The sequence below is a fragment of the Vibrio sp. AIC-3 genome (assembly GCF_013114515.1).
GTDB lineage: Bacteria > Pseudomonadota > Gammaproteobacteria > Enterobacterales > Vibrionaceae > Vibrio > Vibrio crassostreae_C.
The window spans coordinates 51,977-72,277 of the sequence record NZ_VTXG01000025.1; the positions used below are offsets into that span (position 1 = coordinate 51,977).

Consider the following 20,301-nt stretch of genomic DNA (forward strand, 5'->3'; position numbering starts at 1 on the left):
TTAACTGCTGAGACACTGTTAAATGAGATGTTCTGAACGATAAATGCTCTGCTCGAGTGATGCACATTCTCACCATTACCGCTCGGATTTTTCGCCCTTGATAGCCCATTTCGCATTCTAAATTTTCATATGTTGTCTTTTATCAATAGGAAGTGTGATCCAGTTAAAGTATGGAAAAAGCGAAAAGTGTTCCCAGTCTCATTTATTCAACGAAGTGTTTTATTTGTATTATAAGATTACGTAATATTTTTGTGTTATCGCAAATACTGAGAGAGAAAACGCCTTATAGCTCGTGTTTGCCAATTTATCTTTCACTTACGAACGCTGTCTTTGTATTATAATAATGGATTAGATATGAAACAAATTACTCTAAAAACCTTACTCGCTTCTTCTATTTTACTTGCAGTTGGTTGTGCGAGCACGAGCACACCGACTGTTGATTTCCCAAATAACAAAGAAACTGGTGAAGCGCTTCTGACGCCAGTTGCTGTTGCCGCTAGTAGCCATGATGGTAACGGACCTGATCGTCTCATTGACCAAGACCTAACTACACGTTGGTCTTCAGCGGGTGACGGTGAGTGGGCAATGCTAGATTATGGTTCAGTTCAAGAATTTGATGCGGTTCAAGCATCTTTCAGCAAAGGTAACGAGCGCCAGTCTAAATTTGATATTCAAGTAAGTGTCGATGGTGAAACCTGGACAACCGTACTTGAAAACCAACTGAGCTCAGGTAAAGCGATCGGCCTAGAGCGTTTCCAATTCGAGCCAGCAGTGCAAGCGCGCTACGTAAGATACGTTGGTCACGGTAACACCAAAAATGGTTGGAACAGTGTGACAGGGTTAGCTGCGGTTAACTGTAACATTAACGCATGTCCTGCTAGCCATATCATCACTTCAGACGTGGTAGCAGCAGAAGCAGTTATTATCGCTGAAATGAAAGCAGTGGAAAAAGCACGTAAAGATGCGCGCAAAGATCTTCGTTCAGGTAACTTTGGTGTAGCAGCGGTTTACCCTTGTGAGACCTCAGTTGAATGTGACACACGCAGTGCACTGCCAGTTCCGACAGGCCTGCCAGCGACACCAGTTGCAGGTAACGCGCCAAGCGAAAACTTTGACATGACGCATTGGTACCTATCTCAACCATTCGACCATGACAAAAACGGTAAGCCTGATGATGTTTCTGAGTGGAACCTTGCAAACGGTTACCAACACCCAGAGATCTTCTACACAGCTGACGATGGTGGTCTAGTCTTCAAGTCTTACGTGAAAGGTGTTCGTACCTCTAAAAATACTAAGTATGCGCGTACAGAGCTTCGCGAAATGATGCGCCGTGGTGACCAGTCTATTAGCACTAAAGGTGTTAACAAGAACAACTGGGTATTCTCAAGCGCACCTGAGTCTGACTTAGAAGCTGCTGCTGGTATTGATGGCGTTTTAGAAGCAACGTTGAAAATCGATCACGCAACAACAACAGGTAATGCGAACGAAGTAGGCCGCTTTATCATTGGTCAGATTCACGATCAAAACGATGAACCAATTCGTTTGTACTACCGTAAACTGCCAAACCAAGCAACGGGTGCGGTTTACTTCGCACACGAAAGCCAAGACGCAACTAAAGAGGACTTCTACCCTCTAGTGGGCGACATGACGGCTGAAGTGGGTGACGATGGTATCGCACTTGGCGAAGTGTTCAGCTACCGTATTGACGTTAAAGGCAACACGATGACTGTAACGTTAATGCGTGAAGGCAAAGACGACGTTGTACAAGTGGTTGATATGAGCAACAGCGGCTACGACGTAGGCGGCAAGTACATGTACTTCAAAGCCGGTGTTTACAACCAAAACATCAGCGGCGACCTAGACGATTACTCACAAGCGACTTTCTACCAACTAGACGTATCGCACGATCAATACAAAAAGTAATCTAACCGAATAACACTTAATATTAAGCTATCGCAATAGCCTCCAGCCTCAGGGTTTGGAGGCTTTTTTGTGCCTGTCGTTTAAGTTGAAGTTATCAGTTACACATAGTTTAAGACAATATCATTAAGCTCATTCAGTATTAACTGTAGTCATTATCAGTTTCAGTTACTATCCTCTCCCCAATCGCCGATCACCATTAACCTCAGTCATGATTAATCTCAGCTGACAACAGGTCATATTGGCTCTCATTCAAAGCTAAACAATGCCAATATTATTTTGGAATCGCCAGAGCTAGAAAACTTCGACTTCGTTCTCAAGGTATGTACTAATGCGACGTCTACACATGAACGTATTGTTGTGCGTGGTCTACTAATAAGCATTAACTCGGCTGAATACTCCCGTACTGTTTTTGAAACCTCCACTTTTGGGTTGTTTAGCAAGACTCCTAGCAACAGCAATAAGTAGTGTTTCAACTCTTTCATAACTAGAAGGGCAGGGTTAGCCATCATTCTATTAGCGCCAATGCTTCATGAAATACTCAGGCGGGTTCAAGTCGATGGTTAAACGAATCCAGTGCTCAAGGGGATGCGCTTGAGGGTTAGTTGCTTGCAGGCCGTAAATACCTTGATTGTATGGTATCCGCCCCATGAACCCACGGGGCGACTTGTCAGTGTTTGAAGTTCCAAGGCAGGAGTGCGTCGATATCAGGCTCAGCTTTCGCCAGCTCTTTCATGCACTTGACCATGTAGTCGTAGAGGATAAGACCGTTGGCTTTCGCGGTCTCGATGATGCTGTAAAGCATCGCGCTCGCATCAGCACCGTTTGGTGTGTTAGAGAACAGCCAGATGGTATGACCTTATATACTTAGACTTACCTACTGGTGCGTTTTTGGAGGTCATCAATATGGAATCCGTCAACTATTCTGCTTATATTGGACTTGATGTGCACAAGGACACAATTGCTGTTGCGATTGCAAGTCCAGAGCGGCAGGGAGAAGTTCGATTTTATGGGAATATTTCTTCAGCAAAAGATGCCGTTATTCGTCTAATGAAGAAGCTAATCAAGCTTCACGGTACGATCCTTGTCTGCTACGAAGCGGGCCCAACAGGCTACGGTCTATATCGATTGTTACTTAGCATGAACATAGAGTGTACAGTTGTGGCTCCTTCTAGAATACCTAAGATATCAACCAACAAGATCAAAAATGATCATCGAGATGCCGTCGCTTTAGCGAGGTTGTTAAGAGCGGGTGAGTTAGTTGATATCTGGGTACCCGACCTGACACATGAAGCTATGCGAGATCTTGTGAGAGCCAGAAGCTGTGCAAAGAAAGATACTAAAGTTGCCAAGCAGCGAATCCAAAGTATTCTTCTGAGAACGGGTAAAAAGTATGAAAAGAAAATGTGGACTGTCCGCCATCGAGTATGGCTAGCCAACCAATCTTTCCCCTTAGCTTCTCAACAAATAGCTTATGAGCACTATCGACAAAGCTTGGAGCAAATAGAAAACCGTATTGAGCAATTAGACCAAGAAATTGATAGGTTACTTCCTAACTGGTCACTTTATAACTTGGTTAATCAACTGCAAGCTCTAAAAGGTGTCGGACGTACGATTGCAATCTCCGTAGTGGCTGAAGTGGGTGATTTCTCCCGATTTAGTAATCCGAAACAAATAATGGCATTCCTTGGCCTAATACCTGGTGAACACTCAAGTGGTAGTGTGACTCGTAAAGCAGGGATCACTAAAGCTGGAAATGTTGAGTTAAGACGACTTTTGTATGAGGCAGCATGGGCATATAGAAACAATGCTAAGGTCGGTAGCTGGTTAACTGCGAATCGACCAGATAGTGTTTGCCAAGAAGCCAAAGATATCTCCTGGAAAGCTCAGCAGCGATTATGCTTCCGTTACCGAAGCTTGGTAGCTAAAGGGAAAAAGTCACAAATAGCAATTACTGCTGTTGCGAGAGAGTTACTTGGATTCATGTGGGACATTGCTGTCACCACTCGAAATCAGAGAGTTTAAAATTTGCTTGGAAGTGAAGAAGCTCAGGTGAGTAATCCTCGTCAAGAATTTAAGTCGACCACTTGGTTAGATACTAGCAGCCAGATAGAGGTAAACTCATTACGAAAACCATGTTGGGGCTAAAGATCCCCGAATAAGAGTATGTATAACCCAAGTTATTGCTAATTCACTTTCAGGCAATTCTAATGTTGAAAGCATGCCTCGTCTCACAGAGGAGAGAGAGGTTTTGTCGAAAAACTTGAAAAAGGTCATAAGAGTTCTTCCTGCCAATAACCAGCGGTTTAATTGCGCGTTCAGCGCGATTATTATCGATAGATAAGTGACCATCGTCGATATAACGAATGAGTTTAGGCCATTGCCCGAGCGTGTACTTTATTGCTTTGCCTAGTGGGCTAGAGCCTATCACCTTCTGGGTTGTCATCCATTGGTAAAGCTCATCCAGTATCGGCTTGGCAAGCGCTTGACGCTCTGCTTTTCGCTCTTGGGCAGGCGCACCTTTTAAGCGTGATTCTATCCCGTAGAGTTTTTGGATTTTAGCCAGCGCCTTATCAGCCTTGCCCGATTTACCTTTCCCTTGAAGCTTTTTAGCATCCATGAACTTGCGACGAGCATGCGCTAAGCACCCTACATTGGTGACGTGATGCAGACCATCATAAGCCGCGTAGCCATCGGTTTGTAGATAACCGTTGTAGTCACCTAAAAAGTCCACGGGACACGCCCTCGCGCGACTGTTTTGATAGTCGTACAAGGCAATATTTTTCACATTCGGCAGTGCCGCTTCGGGTGAGTCAGCGCCTGAGCAGTAGAGCCACATATAACACTGCTTCTCTTCTTTGAGCACATTGAGCGGCGTTTCATCCGCTTGAACCACCACTTGTTGAAGTAGGTGCTCTTTCAAGGCGGCATACAGCGGGGCGAACTTCTCACTGACTTGGATGACCCACCTAGCCATGGTGGTACGTGATAGCTCGATACCCGACTGGGTAAACAGCGATTCTTGACGATAAAGTGGCATCGCGTATTGGTATTTTCCAAGAATGATGTTGGTCAGCAAACTTTCTGTGGCGAAGCTTTTAGGGATGAGGCTCTGAGGGGATGGCTTCTGAACGATTCGGCTGCTGTCGCCTGTTTTCTCGCACTGGCGGCAAGCGTACTTAGGACGAACATATTCCAACACTTTGAGTACCGCTGGCGTGAACTCTAGCTTCTCGCTGCGGTCTTCCCCGATTTTATGCAGGCTATGATTGCAGCAAGCGCACTGCTTTTCATGGTCGTCTATATCAAGTTCGATAACCTCACGAGGCAAGGTCTTAGGCAGAGGTTTACGTTTACCGCGCTTTTTCGTTGTGGTCGTGGTTGTCACCTCAACCTCGTCTTCTTTAACGGCTTCACATTCCGCTTCGTTGAAGAGGTCACCTTGTGATTCATCGTAAGGCTTTAATGCCTCCGAGCGTTTCGCGAACTGACGGTCGAAGGCGAGTTTGAGTTGTTCAAGCAGCGATTGGCGCTCTTGTTTCCACTCATTTTTCTCCGACATCAGAGCAGCTACCATCGCTTGTAGCTCGGCAACATCTTGGCTTTCTGGGTCGATATTTGGCGTCTTTTTCATAGCATTGATTATACTAAAATCGTGCCGTTAACGCTTGGAGAATAAGGCTTTATTCTCGATTAACTCATTGTAAAATCGTTTATTTTGATGGGTTCGTGGCCGATAATTGTGAAGCCTGAAAGCAGTCTGTCAAGCTCAAATTGAGTGAGGGTAAACACCTGATTTTTCTCTTTTGAAGGCCACTTATACTTGGCTTTTTCAAGGCGTTTATACCAGAGGGCGAAGCCTGTTTTATCCCAGTACAACACTTTAATCTTATCGCGCTGTTTATTGGTAAACAGGAACAGTGCACCGCTGCCAAGAGGCAAGTCAGTATCATTTTCGATAATCGCTGCAAGGCCGTTGATGGACTTTCTAAAATCGACGCTTTCACGATAAAGGTAAATGTCTGGAGCGCTGAGCATACCTTTCATGACAACGCTCCAATGAGTTCAGCAAGATAGGTGGCTGGCGTGCCTTGAGGAATGCTCAGCTCCACATCATTGATGAGAAGTGTCATGTTCGCCGTAGCTATCTGGGCCTGATACTTGGTTGTCTTTTCAACGATTTCGGCTCTAACAAATCCGACAGATTCCGATTGGTTTGCTGTTTGGAGTTGACGCCGTTTGGCGAAGAACGTGGATAAACTCAGTCCATGCTCTTCACAAAAAGCGCGTTGGGTAACACTGCTACTTTCATATTGTTCAAACAGTGATTGCCATTCTAGGTTGGTGCGTCGTTTTGCCATTTCAACTCTCCTTTGGGTTGGAGAGATGATCTTATTCTTCGTGCTGAAGGATTAGAATGCGGTGTTCATGGCACGCTTACATTGTATGGTACGGTGATGTTGAATAATAATTTGTGGGTTGAGTGCAGAGCTGAGGGGTTTTGTTTAACTATGATAGATACAGGGCTTTTGAGAGGGTTAAATAAGTTAGAGAGGCAAGGGGGCATTCGTTACTAGCAGCATCGGTGCTTATTCAACGCTGAAGCAAAGTTCCGCTGAGTCAGAGAGCTTAACTGAATCGCCAGTCTGCTTTTTATTCTTGAGCTAACAATAAAAAATCCCTATCAAATTACGTTGATAGGGATTTGTTTTATCTAGCAATCAAGTCAAACAGACTTTCTAGTGAGAACTAGAATAGGTCTGAATCTAGGTTGTCGAAGTAGGTGTATGTCCCTTTTGAACCATTGTCACCATTGTATAGCGCAATAGCGGTCGGGGAACCACCTGCACTTTCAGCTTTTAACCCAGTGTAGTCTGTTCCATCAACATTGACGGTAATGTCTGTATCTACCCATGAAATGGTCACATCTACCCATGTGTCTTTTGAGTATGAAGCAAGGTCAACTTGGCTGCCTGATTCATTGCGGAATTTAATCATACTAGATGTAAATACAACTTCAGTGAAGCGACCACTAGATGATGCATCGTTATTAGAACCTAAGAAAATGTATGATGCTTTTACATAGCCATCGCTAGGGATGTATACAGATGTAGAAACAGAGCCAGTTTCTGCTGCGCCATTAGCAAAGTCGCGGCCAACGATAGCTTTGTTATTATCAGTGGTTGAGTCCGCACCATCTTCAATTCGTAAAGAGTTAGAACCCGACTTGGCAAAGTCACTACTGATCACTGCTGTATTTAAAACCCCATCAACACCTTTTGTCTGGTACGCAGGGTTAGCCACATCGATCTGCGTACCTACAGTATAAGAATCGAAGTTGTCTGTTACTTCGCCGGGCTCTGGATCTGGATCTGGTTCAGGTTCTGGCTCAGGTTCTGGCTCAGTACTACCGCCATCCACAACAACAGTCGCTTCCGCAGTATTGTTGTTATACGGATTGCCTGACAAAAGTTGCCCATTCGGATAGTTATTAAAGTTATCTTCAAATACTAACTCGTCAGTAGTCGTGTCATTTGAATAAACTTTAAAGTTATCAGCGTTCAATTCGTAATGTGTTGTGTTGGAAGTATCACCAAGCTTCAATGACACGATTGTAACGGCAGCTTTGTCGAAAGCCTCAAAACCGTTGCCGCTATTGTCGTATACAGTGTCATTGACTTTGAATGTGTAGTAACCGCTCGCCCAACTGATTTCAACCGCGAGATCTTCACCTAAAGTGTAAGTGCCTACAGGCTCATCAGGAATTTGAGGTTTACCGCTACTATCGGTAACCGTGGAACGGTAGAAAATTTCTCCAGCATTAAAAATAACTTCGCCGTGTAAATTAGTGTTAGAAGTACCAGAAGCGTAGAGACTAATATAAGCGTTATTACCTGAACCATTCGCTTCTTGCTCGGTGTCTTCATCTACTTGGTAGATTAAGTCAACGGTTACCTTTCCTGATGCGATACTGTCTACTGTTGCCCCTGTGCTGCTGTCAGACAATTTCAAACGTAGTTCACCCACATCATTCTTTACACCACCATTGTTGGTGTCCAAGATTTGAACGTAGCCATTGATACCATTTGCTTCATTGGCTTTACTGATAGCTTCTTGTACGGCGTCAGTCGCAGTTTGGTCTGAACCAGAGTAGTCTATGCCAGTGGTGCTATCTGAAATATTCAGAGCACCAGCGTCATCGAAAGAAAAAACACCATCTAGAATTTCGATCGTTGATGTGCCTGTTTCATAATATGTGAAAGAGACCGTACCGGCTTCTTCATCATAATTATTAGTAGAAGCACTTGCATCTTTAATCGTGTAAGTACCTAAGTCATCATCGTCGTCATAGTATTTATGATTACCATCTTCTTGGAAAACATACACATTTGGAAGATCTGCATTTGATGACGCGGATATTGAAGCGGAGTTACCATCACTGATTTGCCAGTAACCCGTAGTTAATGCTGAAGGTTGGTTACCTGGATCAGTAGAACCATCGGTCGGGATAGGTAAACCATCACTGTTACAACCGAATAATAAACCTGTCGAAAGAGCGACAGCTGTAGCGACTTTAGAAATCTGCATAAAATATTCTCTTTATGATATTAAATCCATATGTAAATCACATAAGAAGTAGATAATGAATAGTCGTTAAATATTTATTAGGATGAAACTAACGTTAATTAGAACATCCTATTATTTAAATAAAGTGCTTAAAATATGCCCCAAAAATTTACAAGAGGAGAGGGGTATTTTATAAATTGACTATTTCTAATTAGAATGAGTAAGCAACACCAACACGGTATTTTGCTTCGCGATCTTTAGAAGATGAGCTGATATCAGAAGACCAAATCTCAGCAAAAGGTTTCCAAGAACCGAACTTGTAGTTTACTTTTAAGCCAGCATCCCATTCCCAGTCATCACTATTATAAAGAAGTACGTTATCCAAAGATTTTACATAGTTTGCTTCGTAAGAAAGACCAAGCTTCGGTAGAGATTCTACTTTGTAAGAACCCGTTAGTGTGACTTTAGACTTTTGAGCTGATTCTAAACGTTCACCAGTTTCAGAGTCTTTGTCACCAAATTGTGTATGGTTACGGAAATCAGTATATTCATGACGGTAACGAATTGCGGTGGTTAGACCCATGTCTGCTTTATAACCAACACGGAATTGAGGTTTGTAAGTGACTTTTTTCATCTTCCAGTCACCGCCGTTGTAGTTCGGCTCATCCCAGTCCCAAGCGATCGGCATACCAACTTGTAGATACCAGTTGTTATCGACTTTGTAAGTTGCTGTATTTTCTACTTCCATACCGTAAATATACCAATTGCCGTCATAGAAGCTTCTACTGTTTGCTGATTTAACTTCGCCAGAATCTGCGTCGTAGTAAGAATCGTCAGTATGGAATTTAACTTCAAGGCCCGTTGAGTGCTTCCACTTATCTGACAGTTTAAAGCTTTCACCTAGCTTCACTCGGTGTTGATGGCGAGCGTCTACGTGAGCCGTGTCGCCATTTGTTTTTGTATAATCCGTCGCAGCACGATACTCGTAACGATAATCAAGAGATGCACCAGTAGCTGTGCCCGCTAAAAGAGTACATGCAACAGCTGCAGCAATTTTTGTAACAGAATTCATACCTTTGTCTCACTATTATTTTTTAATTCTGGATACATCCAATGTACCCGTGGCTCACAAACCAATACCTTACATGGTATTAAATTAATGTATGACAAATATGGTATTTATTATTGAGTCAGATTTCTGTGAGATCTATCAAAAAGTTCTGACTAATGGCCCAAGTATATAGCTAAATGTTATGAATATCTCAATTTATGGCTTGTGTATTAAATCAATCATGACGTACTTCTCATATTCACAAACCTTAGAAAATCACTTTTTTGCATGTGTTAAAATAATACAAATATTAAGTGTTTCTATATGTTAATAATGATGATTTTAACCATCGTGGCTTAAACATAGGGAGCATGTTGAGAGGCATAAATATAAACCATAGCCAGATGTTTAATAAAAGTTACAAAATGGCTAAATGTAAATTCTATTTATCGGTTGGCTTATTTAAGTCGAAGAGAAAATATTTAGTACTAATTCGTGTTCAAAAGTGGTTTCTGTACTGAGTGTGTACTCGGTATCTGTTAACAATAAAGGATGAGTCATGTTTAAGAAAAACATATTAGCAGTGGCGCTATTAGCGACTGTACCAATGGTTACTTTCGCAAATAACGGTGTTTCTTACCCCGTACCTGCCGATAAATTCGATATGCATAATTGGAAAATAACCATACCTTCAGATATTAATGAAGATGGTCGTGTTGATGAAATAGAAGGGGTAGCCATGATGAGCTACTCACATAGTGATTTCTTCCATCTTGATAAAGACGGCAACCTTGTATTTGAAGTGCAGAACCAAGCGATTACGACGAAAAACTCGAAGAATGCGCGTTCTGAATTACGACAAATGCCAAGAGGCGCAGATTTCTCTATCGATACGGCTGATAAAGGAAACCAGTGGGCACTGTCGAGTCACCCAGCTGCTAGTGAATACAGTGCTGTTGGCGGAACATTAGAAGCGACATTAAAAGTTAATCACGTCTCAGTTAACGCTAAGTTCCCAGAAAAGTACCCAGCTCACTCGGTGGTTGTTGGTCAGATTCACGCTAAAAAACATAATGAGTTAATCAAAGCTGGAACTGGTTACGGGCATGGTAATGAACCACTAAAGATCTTCTATAAGAAGTTTCCTGGCCAAGAAATGGGTTCAGTATTTTGGAACTATGAGCGTAACCTAGAGAAAAAAGATCCTAACCGTGCCGATATAGCTTACCCTGTTTGGGGTAACACTTGGGAAAACCTAGCGGAACCGGGTGAAGCAGGCATTGCTCTTGGTGAAGAGTTTAGCTACAAAGTGGAAGTGAAAGGCACCATGATGTACCTAACGTTTGAAACAGAACGTCACGATACGGTTAAGTATGAAATCGATCTGAGCAAGGGTATTGATGAGCTTGATTCACCAACGGGTTATGCTGAAGATGATTTCTATTACAAAGCGGGCGCATACGGCCAATGTAGCGTGAGCGATTCTCACCCTGTATGGGGGCCAGGTTGTGGCGGTACTGGCGATTTCGCTGTCGATAAAAAGAATGGCGACTATAACAGTGTGACTTTCTCGGCACTAAAGTTGAACGGCAAATAGTACATAAGGCTAGTTAGAAACAGGCCTTAAGGAATGTTTTCGAAGACCACTGAACCGAATGTTGAGTGGTCTTTTTGTTTTCTATGAGATTTAAGATGAGCCGGGTATCAGCGAGAGTACAATGAAGCTTACCAATGAACGGTACAGCTGAAACAATACAACCTTGTCAAAAGACAAGGTTGTAATCAGAAAGCGTAGAAAGATTTTAGGACGGCGACTCGATACCGGACTTAGTCATACATCAACTCTTTAGCTTTGTCGGCATCAAACTCCTTTAGAGACTTTCGAGCTAAGTGACGGAATGGGAAAGCTTTAACGACTTCTTCGAATGGTTGGATAGCAAAGGCCCAAAAGATAGAGCCATCTAAACCAAAGATGATCAATGCACACAATGGAATTGAAATTACCCATTGACCAGTAAAGTTGATTTTGAAGACTGCGGTCGTTTTTCCTAGTGCTCTTAGTACATTCCCATGAACCGTGTTGTAGCCACGAACAATTGGCAAGAATATGTAGAGTGGGGCGATAACGGCCAATGCTTGATAGGTAGATTCATCCAAGTTCGGGTAAATGTCACCAATGACCAGACTTAATCCTGCGAATAAGAGTGCACAAACGAAAGAAATGACGACTGCAATATCGATACTGGTATCGACGTTTTTGACTAGGTCATCCATCTTTTTGGAGCCAATCGCTTGGCTGATAGTAATTGCGGAAGAGTGAGCCCAAGCGGTAATAAATTGAGAGACAGCCCTGATCCAAGGCATCACCAAAGTAATCGCTACGTAAGCGTTGATGTTAAGTTGCGAATACAACAATTGATATATCGTTGCGCCAATCAAAAGCATGGTCACGTTCGCTGCTACAGGGAATATTTCGATAAAGTGACGGCGAACGTTGGTAAAGAATTCAGAGCGCTGAGCGTCTAATTTGAGTGAAATCGCTGAGCTTAAATGCACGCACAAAACCAAATACAGCAAGCGGATCGTTATTGCAATAATGCTGCCTAATGCAGCGCCTTGTACTCCAATCCCTTCAAAATTAGAAAAACCATGAATCAGCACATATGAGAGTACAGCATTGATAGGCAGTTCAATTAAGTAACCTTTGAATGGGACTTTAGTTCTGCCTAGCGCATTAAATAAAGCAATGATCACCTGCGTTAACGCGGTAAAAATAACGATGTATTTCGAGATGTCTAGATAGCGGCTGATTTCTAAGTGAAGGGAAGCGTCATCTGTTAAAGCTTGAATCAAGGGTTGTTCGAAAAAAGTAAGTAGAAGCCAAAATAGTGTTGCTACGCCAAGGTTGATAAATAACCCTGCCCAAAATGCTTTAGATAATGATGCGGCGATGCCAGAGCCCACTGCGCGGCTTAATACTAACTGAGTACCGTTTGCCAGCGCCATTTGAATTCCCAGTACAAAGGCAACGATAGTCGTCGCAATCCCCATTGCAGCTAAAGGGATTTCACCAAGAGGAGAGACAAGCAGTGTGTCGATCATCAACATCGACTGCATCAAGATACCGTTTAAGGCGAGGGGCCAGGCGAGAGAGAAATTTTTCCTTACGTACGATTGTGAAGACACAAACAACACCTTATGTGTATAACCGTAAGCTTTCTCTGAGGTGGCGGAGTAGAGCGTTTAAAGAAGAAAACACTACGGTAGTTGATGGTTAAAAAATGGGTGCTAAAACAAGACTGACTTGTGTATTGAGATACACGAGTCAGTTTGGTAAATCTTGGTTATGCGATGGCGAGTTCAACCCGAGACAGCTTTTGGTTCTCATCGTCGAGTAATACTTGAGAAGCTACGCGAGCTTGTTCTGCATTACCTGACATAATCGCATCGTATATCGCTTTGTGTTCTTCTAAACAGAAGCGACCGCCTTCGGCTGAATGATCGATAAACTGCTTGAAGATAGTCGACAGAATGTTCGCGAATGGGATGTAGAACTGATTACCTGTCGATAAGAAAATCGTCTGATGAAATAGGTGATCGTTCGTTGTCCATTCGTCATAGTCAAAGCTGTTGGCGGCGATAGTCATCTTTTGGAACAGAACGGATAGCTCTTTGCGTTGTTCGACTGTGGCATTCATTGCCGCTAGTGCACAGGCTTCTGGATCAATGGCTTTTCTTAAGCCTAAGAACTGAGACAAGAAGGGTTTCGTATCTTCTAAGTCTTGAATCCAATACAGTAACTGCGGATCTAAGAAGTGCCATTGCGTTCTCGGCTTGATACGAGTGCCTACTTTGGGCTTTGACTCAATCAACCCTTTTGCTGAAAGTAGCTTAGTTGATTCGCGAAGGGCAGTTCTACTCACTCCGAAGATATCACATAGCTCCATTTCACTGGGTAACTTCTGATTTTCTTGTAACTCGCCAGATAAGATCTTACGAGCAATTTGTCTCGCCACTTGAACATGAATTCGGCGGCTTGAATCTTCCACCAATGTAAATGTTGACATTTAAACCACCTGAAATTGAAACTTTGAAAACACTAAAAGCCAGACGAATCTGGTGTTTAGTGTCAGTGTATACGTCGAATTTAGTGTGAGGTTTTCCCTCATCTACTCGGGTCTGTTAACCTTATATAGTGTGGCGAACTTAAATCGCTGAGTGAGCTTATATAAACCAGCTAACTAGGGCGTTATTTGTCCGCCGTTAACATCTAGGATTTGACCTGTGATGTAACCGCTGCAAGCGTGCGATGCAAAGAAAGCGAATGAAGGGGCAACTTCATCAATATGGCCAAAGCGTCCCATTGGAATGTTGTTAGCAATGGTCGCTTTCAAATCGTCGCTCTTGCCATCGTGAAATGCGGTGTCGATAGTGCCCGGTGAAACAATGTTGAAACGGATATTGTCTTGCGCGAACTCTTTCACCCAATTGCGGTGAATGTCGTGTAACCAAGCCTTAGACGCGGCATAGATGCCTGCACCCACACCACCGCCTTCGCGAGCGGCGATAGATCCTGTGCTAATCACACAAGATGTTTGCCCGGACTCAGCAGCAGAGGCGCGTAAGTGCGGGATAGAGAACTTGGTTGTCATCAGCGCAGAGCGAACATTAAGGTTCATTACGCGCTCATAAAACTCATCATCGATATTTTCTAGATTGGCGCGACCACCAAGGCCACCGGCGTTGTTAATCAACACGTCCATGCCACCAAAATGATCAGTGAACTCTTTGACTAACCTTTCGCACTCTAATGTGTCCATTAGGTTTGCAGGAAAAAAGGCAACATCGCCACCCAGTGCGGTAAGTTCAGATAGAACGTCATCGACTTTTGGGCTGAAAGCACGACTATTGATGCCGATTTTTGCGCCGTATTTTGCAAAGACACGTGCGGTAGCTAAACCCATACCAGCAGTAGAGCCAGTAATTAGAATGCGTTTGCCTTTTAAATCGTTAAACATCAGAGCCGCCTATATTGTAGATTATTTACGCCAATAAATCATACAATAACACTTGCTATATTCAAGGGTGTTTATCTAAAAACGGGTTATTACCGACATAAATAGTGAGAGTAAGGGTGGTTTTGTGAGTTCACGCATACATTGAAATAGTAAATGAGAACTATTTGTATGAATTAATAGGTTGAATTGGTTTTATAAACCTAAAGATGAGCAGGTTTGTGAAATATTGCTCCAACCTTTACTGGTAGTGACCTCACGTTATTCTGATGCTGTGTTGGTGAAGATATAAATCAGTGCTATAGTCCGAGTTAAATAATACATATCTAATCGGTAAGTAGACACATGGCTGGTTCTTTCAATTCTATTTCAGGCTCTAAGCGAAGCCTTCATGTGCAAGTTGCACGTGAAATCGCCCGTGGTATTTTGTCGGGCAATTTGCCTCAAGGTTCTATTATCCCTGGTGAAATGGCTCTGTGTGAGCAATTTGGTATCAGTAGAACAGCATTAAGAGAAGCGGTTAAGCTTCTGACTTCAAAAGGTCTATTAGAATCTCGTCCTAAGATTGGTACTCGCGTTGTTAACCGCGCGTTCTGGAACTTCTTAGATCCACAATTGATCGAATGGATGGACGGTTTGGCCGATACAGACCAATTCTGTCATCAGTTTTTGGGTTTACGCCGTGCAATTGAACCAGAAGCGTGTGCTTTAGCTGCTCAGTTCGCGAGTGCAGAACAACGCATTGAGCTGTCTGGTATTTTCCAACAAATGCTAGAAATTTCTAGCGAAGAAACGCTTGATCAAGAGCGTTGGCTAGATATCGACATGAAGTTCCATAGCCTGATCTTCAATGCAACAGGTAACGACTTCTATCTTCCATTTGGTAACATCTTAACGACCATGTTTGTTAACTTTATTTCTCACTCTTCTGAAGAGGGAAGTACTTGTATTAACGAACACCGCCAGATTTATGAAGCAATCATGGCAGGTAATAGTGACAAAGCACGCCACGCGTCAGCAAGTCACCTGTTAGAAACAAACCACAGATTACCAGCCGCTAGTTAATTGTTTTCACTGTTATTTTAGCTTTGATCGTTTTGCATTATCGACGAGAGGGCATTCTCGTAAAACTAGGGTAGTCAAAGTTAAAATTACGGTTATTCAAAAGCTAATTTCAGCAGTGACCTCTAAAAAGCACGTTTGATACGTGCTTTTTTTGCATCCAAATTTGATGAAAACCTGACTGGTGTCCAATATTTAATCTATTATTTGCTGTTTCGTTAAAAGCACTAGTAACCAGTATTTTAAGTTATATAATAATACTAATTAAATTATTGTGAGTGTGATTATGCCTCAGTCTCTACTGCCAAATATTCTTCAATTCATCGGTCAAATAGACCCGTTCGATAAGATCCCTAAACAAGCACTTCGCGAACTGGCCGCTAATGTTCAAATCACTTACCTCGGCAAAGGGGATGTGGTTGACTTATGTGAGTCTGGTAAAGAAAAGTCGCTCTATATCATTCGAACGGGCTCCATGGAGCAAAGAAAATCAGATGGAGTGCTTCGCGCTCGTTTGGGTAGTGAGGACTTATTTGGTTTTACCTTCTTAGATTCAGAAGTAAACGACGAAAAAGGCTATCGAGCCGTCGCGATTGAAAACACCTTACTTTATGTGATTCCACACTCGGCACTTCAAACTTTGTTCAAAGCATTTCCAAGTTGTGCTGAACACTTTGCATCACAGGCTCAAGTGCGCTTGAAGTCGGCACTTGATGTGGTGTGGTCGAATAAAGAGAAGGGTTTGTTCATCCGTAAGGTTGAAGAGGTGGCTAGCGGGCAGGTGGCCGTTGTTAAGGCCGAACAAACGATTCAGTCGGTGGCGGTAGAAATGTTACATCAACGTTCACCTTGCGCAGTGATCTATCAAGATGACACCATCGTTGGTTTGATTACCGACCGTGATATGACTAAGCGAGTGATCGCACACGGTGTGAGCACAGATAGCCTAATTTCAAAGGTCATGACACATTCACCACTTACCGTAAAACCGGATGACTTAGTTCTGCATGCCGCATCTATCATGATGCAATTCAACATTCGCAACCTACCAGTGGTGAAAGAGAACAAAGTCGTTGGTCTTCTTACGACGTCTCACTTAGTGCAAAACCACCGTGTTCAAGCAATCTTCTTAATTGAGAAAATTAAATATGCGGGCAGTGTAAAAACCATGTCTTCCTTCACTTCAGAGCGACAAGCGATCTTTGAAGCGCTGGTGGAAGGTAAGGTAGCACCAGAAACGGTCGGCAAGGTAATGACCATGATTATGGATGCTTACACGCGCCGATTGATTCAGATAGCGATCGATAAGTTGGGTCCTCCGCCGTGTGATTTCTCTTGGATAGTGGCGGGCTCGCATGCTCGAAACGAAGTTCATATGCTGTCTGATCAAGACAGTGCAATTGTATTGGCTGACGATGCGACCGACAGCGACCGTATTTACTTCAAGCACTTAGCCATGATGGTGACCAATGGGCTAGCCAGTTGTGATTACCCGTTATGTCCGGGTAAGTTCATGGCGGCAACACCTAAATGGTGTCAGCCGCTCAGCGTATGGAAGCACTACTATAAGAAGTGGGTGGCAAACCCTGAGTACGAACGCTTGCTTAACATCAGTGTGTTCCTCGAGATTCGCACTATCTATGGCAATAGTGAATTTGAAGGCATTTTGCGTGACGAACTGCATTCGAATATTCGCAGCAACCGTGAGTTCTTGAGCACCTTGGTTAAAGATGCGGTTAACACTAATCCTCCGTTGGGGATCTTCAATAGCTTAGTGCTAGAGAAGTCAGGTGAGAATAAGAAAACACTCAACGTGAAGAAGTACGCCATCAACTTGATTATCGATTTGGCGCGTATTTACGGGTTAGCTGTGGAGTGTGATCTATCAGCAACCGACGAGCGCTTCGCTGCTGCCAACGAGAAAGGAATGTTGAGTGATGATGCCTTTAAAAACATCCTTGGTGCGTATCAGTTCATTCTCTCTTTCCGATTTGGTCATCAGCTTGAAGCCTTGAAGAACGGGGAAGTGCCAGATAACAATATCAACCCAGACAGCTTTGGTAGCTTTGAACGTAAGCACTTGAAAGACGCCTTTAGAATCATTGCCGACCTTCAAGATGCGGCGAAAATTCGTTTCGGAGCGCGTTAATGAAAGCCTTGTTAAACTATTTTCACCCACTTGAGCGAATCAAGCGCAAGCGTAAGCAATATTTGAATACGGTCAAATTACCAGAAGCGCTGCACGATCTTGTTGAGCAACCTTGTCCCGAAATGACAGACGCAGCGAAAGACAGCGATTACATTGTGTTGGATCTTGAAACCACAGGCTTAGACAGCGAACAAGATCTGATCTTATCTATGGGGTGGGTCGATGTGGTGAAAGGGCGAATCGATTTAGCTTCGGCCAAGCATATCTACCTCAATAATGATTCACAGATCAACGCTGAAACCGCGGTGATCAACCACATCACGCCACAGATGTTGGAAGAGGGCGTATCAATTCATGATGCGATGCTTACTTTCTTCGAAGCAGCGAAAGGCAAGATCATTGTCGCACATGCTTGTGTGGTTGAAGAGAAGTTCATTAGCCAGTATCTGCTAAGGTGCTACGGTTTAAGAGCGATTCCTCTGCTTTGGCTTGATACCTTGTGTATTGAGAAAAGCATGGAGAAAGCGATCAGCAATCATGAAGAAGTCGATTTAACCTTGGCAGGGACTCGCGAAAGGTACGGGCTTCCTGAGTACAACAGCCACAATGCATTAGCCGATGCCGTTTCGACAGCGGAATTGTTTTTGGCTCAGCAGAAGCGAGTTGTGCCTAACGATAATGTGACCGTTGCCTTTCTCTATCGGATTAGTCACTAGGAAAAAGAGCTGCAAGTGCGCGGCTCTTATTTTACTGATTTTAAAGGAAAAAAAGCCAGCGATTAAGCTGGCTTTTGTTTAGGTCTTAGAAAATTAGGACAGTAATTATCTTAGATTATTCATGTAGCTATCGATTAGAAGCTGTAAGTTAGACCAACACGGCTACGCAGTTCACGAGTCGCTTTAGTTGATGAAGTGCTCACATCACCAAACTCTACATATGGTGCCCATTGACCCATAATATGGCGAATGCTTGCGTTCAACTCGTAGTTGGTATCGTCGTTGTCGTAGATGTCATAGCCATCCGCTTTGTAGTAGTTACCTTCTAGACCAAAGCGCCAGTTTTCCATTGAGTAGTTAACGTTTGCCGTTAGACGGTGACGACGTTGATTAGAAACGTTTTTATCAACCGTGATTGGAACACCGTCACTATCAACAATAACATCACCATTGTCATCGAATTGATACTCTGAGCTGCTAGTGTTCTGTCTCATATCGTAACGGTAACGAGCACTTAGGCTTAGGCCATCAACGCTATCCACTTTGTATGTTGCACGAACTTGAGGCTTGTATGTAACGCCAGATTCACGAGCTTCAATTGGCATACCGTAAGTCATTGTCCAGTTATCGTTTAGTACATGACGGTAGTTTAGACCAAGCTCCCAACCATTGTTCTTCAAATCTTCCATGAATTTACCGTCTTCTCCCTTGAATTTCGCTTCGATATCTACAAGGAAGTTGCCAATGCTATCGCCAAGTTTTACACGAGTAGCGTGTTGATCTGTATGACTCTTGTATTCGTGTCTCATATCGAAAGACGCAGCAGATACAGAGCCAGCAGCGAGTACAGATGCCACAGCAATCACGATTTTAGTTTTATTCATGGTATTAATTCCATATTTATATGGTTGAGTATTGGCCATAATTACAAGCCAAATAGAGTAGTTCTTATCTTAAATGCATTTTGTTTTTGAAATTATTTCTTGGTTATTTCAAATTTGTTTTGCATTTAAATAATACAAATATGGTAGCGATCCGAGGCGTGATGATCTGTGAACTTGATCGTGTTGTTAGGACAAAACCACTATTTACAAAGGGTTACAAAATCGAGTTGTTTCGTTAAGTTGATGTTTTTTAGTGATTTGTTTGGCTGTTGATAATGGTTTTGAAGAGTTTTGTTCATCAATAAATGTGCGCTACAGCAAAAAATTGAACCTTTAGATATCATTTTTATTTGTAATACATTATTATTTACTAACTTTCTGTAGCAACACATAACTTTGCTGTGTTGATTGCATGAACAGACGGTGTGAAGCCGAATAAGTAAGAGTGGTCTTGAAGCTAAATGGATTAAATCCACCGCTTTAAGAACATGAGACATTTACTTGAGGTGATTTAAAGCTCAATCAGAGAAGGTTTGAAATGTAGTAGGCAAGGTAGTGACATAGCCTGCTATATAAGTATGAACTTGATAGGAATGAACTGGGTTCGAATCGTTACCCGTTGTTCTCATCAGCGACAAAGAAGAAATCGTTGAAGTGCTTGCGAAAGCATTTTGATTATTGCTCCCAACTATTCTAATTATAACTTCTGCTTTCATCTAGAAAGGTAGGAGATGGTAGTCGAAGATCTACCCTTGCGCTCATGTTGATACAGGCAACATGAGCGTTTTTTTATTTGAAATTTGAGTAGAGAGTCGTGTGCGGCTCAATAAGCGGACCCTGTAAATAATTCTGTGTAACTGTCGGGGTTACATGTATTCAGTGAGTCTGTCTTCGAACATAATCATAAAGCGGTTTAGAGCTTGTCGCCAGTTTCTAA

15 protein-coding genes and 2 pseudogenes are annotated in these 20,301 nt (G+C 42.9%); 6 read left to right on the plus strand and 11 right to left on the minus strand.

The features are described 5' to 3' along the window. Window positions 1-354 precede the first annotated feature (354 nt). Entirely contained in the window at window positions 355-1,923 is a 1,569-nt protein-coding gene (locus F0229_RS16380; RefSeq protein ID WP_017069952.1) for a polysaccharide lyase family 7 protein, read from the plus strand. Window positions 1,924-2,436: 513 nt separating this feature from the next. On the opposite strand, the gene F0229_RS22010 is transcribed toward F0229_RS16380, so the two are convergent. Then, the gene (locus F0229_RS22010) at window positions 2,437-2,571 is read right to left on the minus strand and encodes a hypothetical protein (protein WP_301338076.1); all 135 of its coding nucleotides are present in this window, start codon (window positions 2,569-2,571) and stop codon (window positions 2,437-2,439) included. 19 nt (window positions 2,572-2,590) lie between these two features. Further along, window positions 2,591-2,767: pseudogene (locus tag F0229_RS16385) on the minus strand (transposase domain-containing protein); the annotation flags it as partial. A 59-nt stretch (window positions 2,768-2,826) separates the two neighbouring features. On the opposite strand from F0229_RS16385, the gene F0229_RS16390 reads away from it, so the two are divergent. Next, a complete protein-coding gene (locus F0229_RS16390) occupies window positions 2,827-3,945 on the plus strand; it encodes an IS110 family transposase (protein ID WP_017070419.1) in 1,119 nt (372 codons plus the stop codon). A 256-nt stretch (window positions 3,946-4,201) separates the two neighbouring features. Here the strand turns inward: F0229_RS16390 and F0229_RS16395 are convergent. The 5 genes and pseudogenes from F0229_RS16395 to F0229_RS16415 all read right to left on the minus strand — a co-directional run. Then, window positions 4,202-5,554, minus strand: a pseudogene (locus tag F0229_RS16395) (IS66 family transposase); the annotation flags it as partial. Window positions 5,555-5,613: 59 nt separating this feature from the next. Beyond that, a complete protein-coding gene (gene tnpB, locus F0229_RS16400) occupies window positions 5,614-5,967 on the minus strand; it encodes an IS66 family insertion sequence element accessory protein TnpB (RefSeq protein ID WP_017037716.1) in 354 nt (117 codons plus the stop codon). Then, window positions 5,964-6,281 carry a hypothetical protein gene (locus F0229_RS16405; protein WP_017037717.1) on the minus strand — a complete coding sequence of 106 codons (318 nt, stop codon included), beginning with the start codon at window positions 6,279-6,281 and terminating at the stop codon, window positions 5,964-5,966. Before F0229_RS16405 ends, tnpB begins: the two co-directional genes overlap by 4 nt. A 388-nt stretch (window positions 6,282-6,669) precedes the next feature. Next, window positions 6,670-8,508 carry a hypothetical protein gene (locus F0229_RS16410; protein ID WP_171733256.1) on the minus strand — a complete coding sequence of 613 codons (1,839 nt, stop codon included), beginning with the start codon at window positions 8,506-8,508 and terminating at the stop codon, window positions 6,670-6,672. Window positions 8,509-8,698: 190 nt separating this feature from the next. Further along, window positions 8,699-9,559: an oligogalacturonate-specific porin KdgM family protein gene (locus F0229_RS16415; protein ID WP_171733257.1), complete on the minus strand. Its 861-nt coding sequence runs from the start codon at window positions 9,557-9,559 to the stop codon at window positions 8,699-8,701. A gap of 538 nt (window positions 9,560-10,097) precedes the next feature. On the opposite strand from F0229_RS16415, the gene F0229_RS16420 reads away from it, so the two are divergent. Continuing rightward, window positions 10,098-11,135 (plus strand): polysaccharide lyase family 7 protein, encoded by a 1,038-nt coding sequence (locus tag F0229_RS16420; RefSeq protein WP_171733258.1) that lies wholly within the window; start codon window positions 10,098-10,100, stop codon window positions 11,133-11,135. Window positions 11,136-11,365: 230 nt separating this feature from the next. Here the strand turns inward: F0229_RS16420 and F0229_RS16425 are convergent, their stop codons facing one another. From F0229_RS16425 to F0229_RS16435, 3 genes are all read right to left on the minus strand, one after another. Next, window positions 11,366-12,733, minus strand: coding sequence for an MATE family efflux transporter (locus F0229_RS16425; protein WP_081322222.1), 1,368 nt, complete (start codon window positions 12,731-12,733; stop codon window positions 11,366-11,368). A gap of 149 nt (window positions 12,734-12,882) precedes the next feature. Then, window positions 12,883-13,605, minus strand: a complete 723-nt coding sequence (locus tag F0229_RS16430; protein ID WP_171733259.1) for a FadR/GntR family transcriptional regulator — start codon at window positions 13,603-13,605, stop codon at window positions 12,883-12,885. A 174-nt stretch (window positions 13,606-13,779) separates the two neighbouring features. Then, window positions 13,780-14,556 carry an SDR family NAD(P)-dependent oxidoreductase gene (locus F0229_RS16435; RefSeq protein WP_017072470.1) on the minus strand — a complete coding sequence of 259 codons (777 nt, stop codon included), beginning with the start codon at window positions 14,554-14,556 and terminating at the stop codon, window positions 13,780-13,782. 342 nt (window positions 14,557-14,898) lie between these two features. On the opposite strand from F0229_RS16435, the gene F0229_RS16440 reads away from it, so the two are divergent. The 3 genes from F0229_RS16440 to F0229_RS16450 all read left to right on the plus strand — a co-directional run bounded on the left by F0229_RS16440 (window position 14,899) and on the right by F0229_RS16450 (window position 18,480). After that, window positions 14,899-15,618 carry a FadR/GntR family transcriptional regulator gene (locus F0229_RS16440; RefSeq protein ID WP_171733260.1) on the plus strand — a complete coding sequence of 240 codons (720 nt, stop codon included), beginning with the start codon at window positions 14,899-14,901 and terminating at the stop codon, window positions 15,616-15,618. A 283-nt stretch (window positions 15,619-15,901) separates the two neighbouring features. Further along, window positions 15,902-17,764, plus strand: coding sequence for a DUF294 nucleotidyltransferase-like domain-containing protein (locus F0229_RS16445; RefSeq protein WP_171733261.1), 1,863 nt, complete (start codon window positions 15,902-15,904; stop codon window positions 17,762-17,764). Beyond that, complete coding sequence (locus tag F0229_RS16450; protein ID WP_171733262.1) at window positions 17,764-18,480, plus strand: 3'-5' exonuclease; 717 nt, start codon at window positions 17,764-17,766, stop codon at window positions 18,478-18,480. Before F0229_RS16445 ends, F0229_RS16450 begins: the two co-directional genes overlap by 1 nt. Before the next feature lie 134 nt (window positions 18,481-18,614). Here the strand turns inward: F0229_RS16450 and F0229_RS16455 are convergent, their stop codons facing one another. Then, a complete protein-coding gene (locus F0229_RS16455) occupies window positions 18,615-19,364 on the minus strand; it encodes an oligogalacturonate-specific porin KdgM family protein (RefSeq protein WP_017069963.1) in 750 nt (249 codons plus the stop codon). Window positions 19,365-20,301 lie beyond the last annotated feature (937 nt).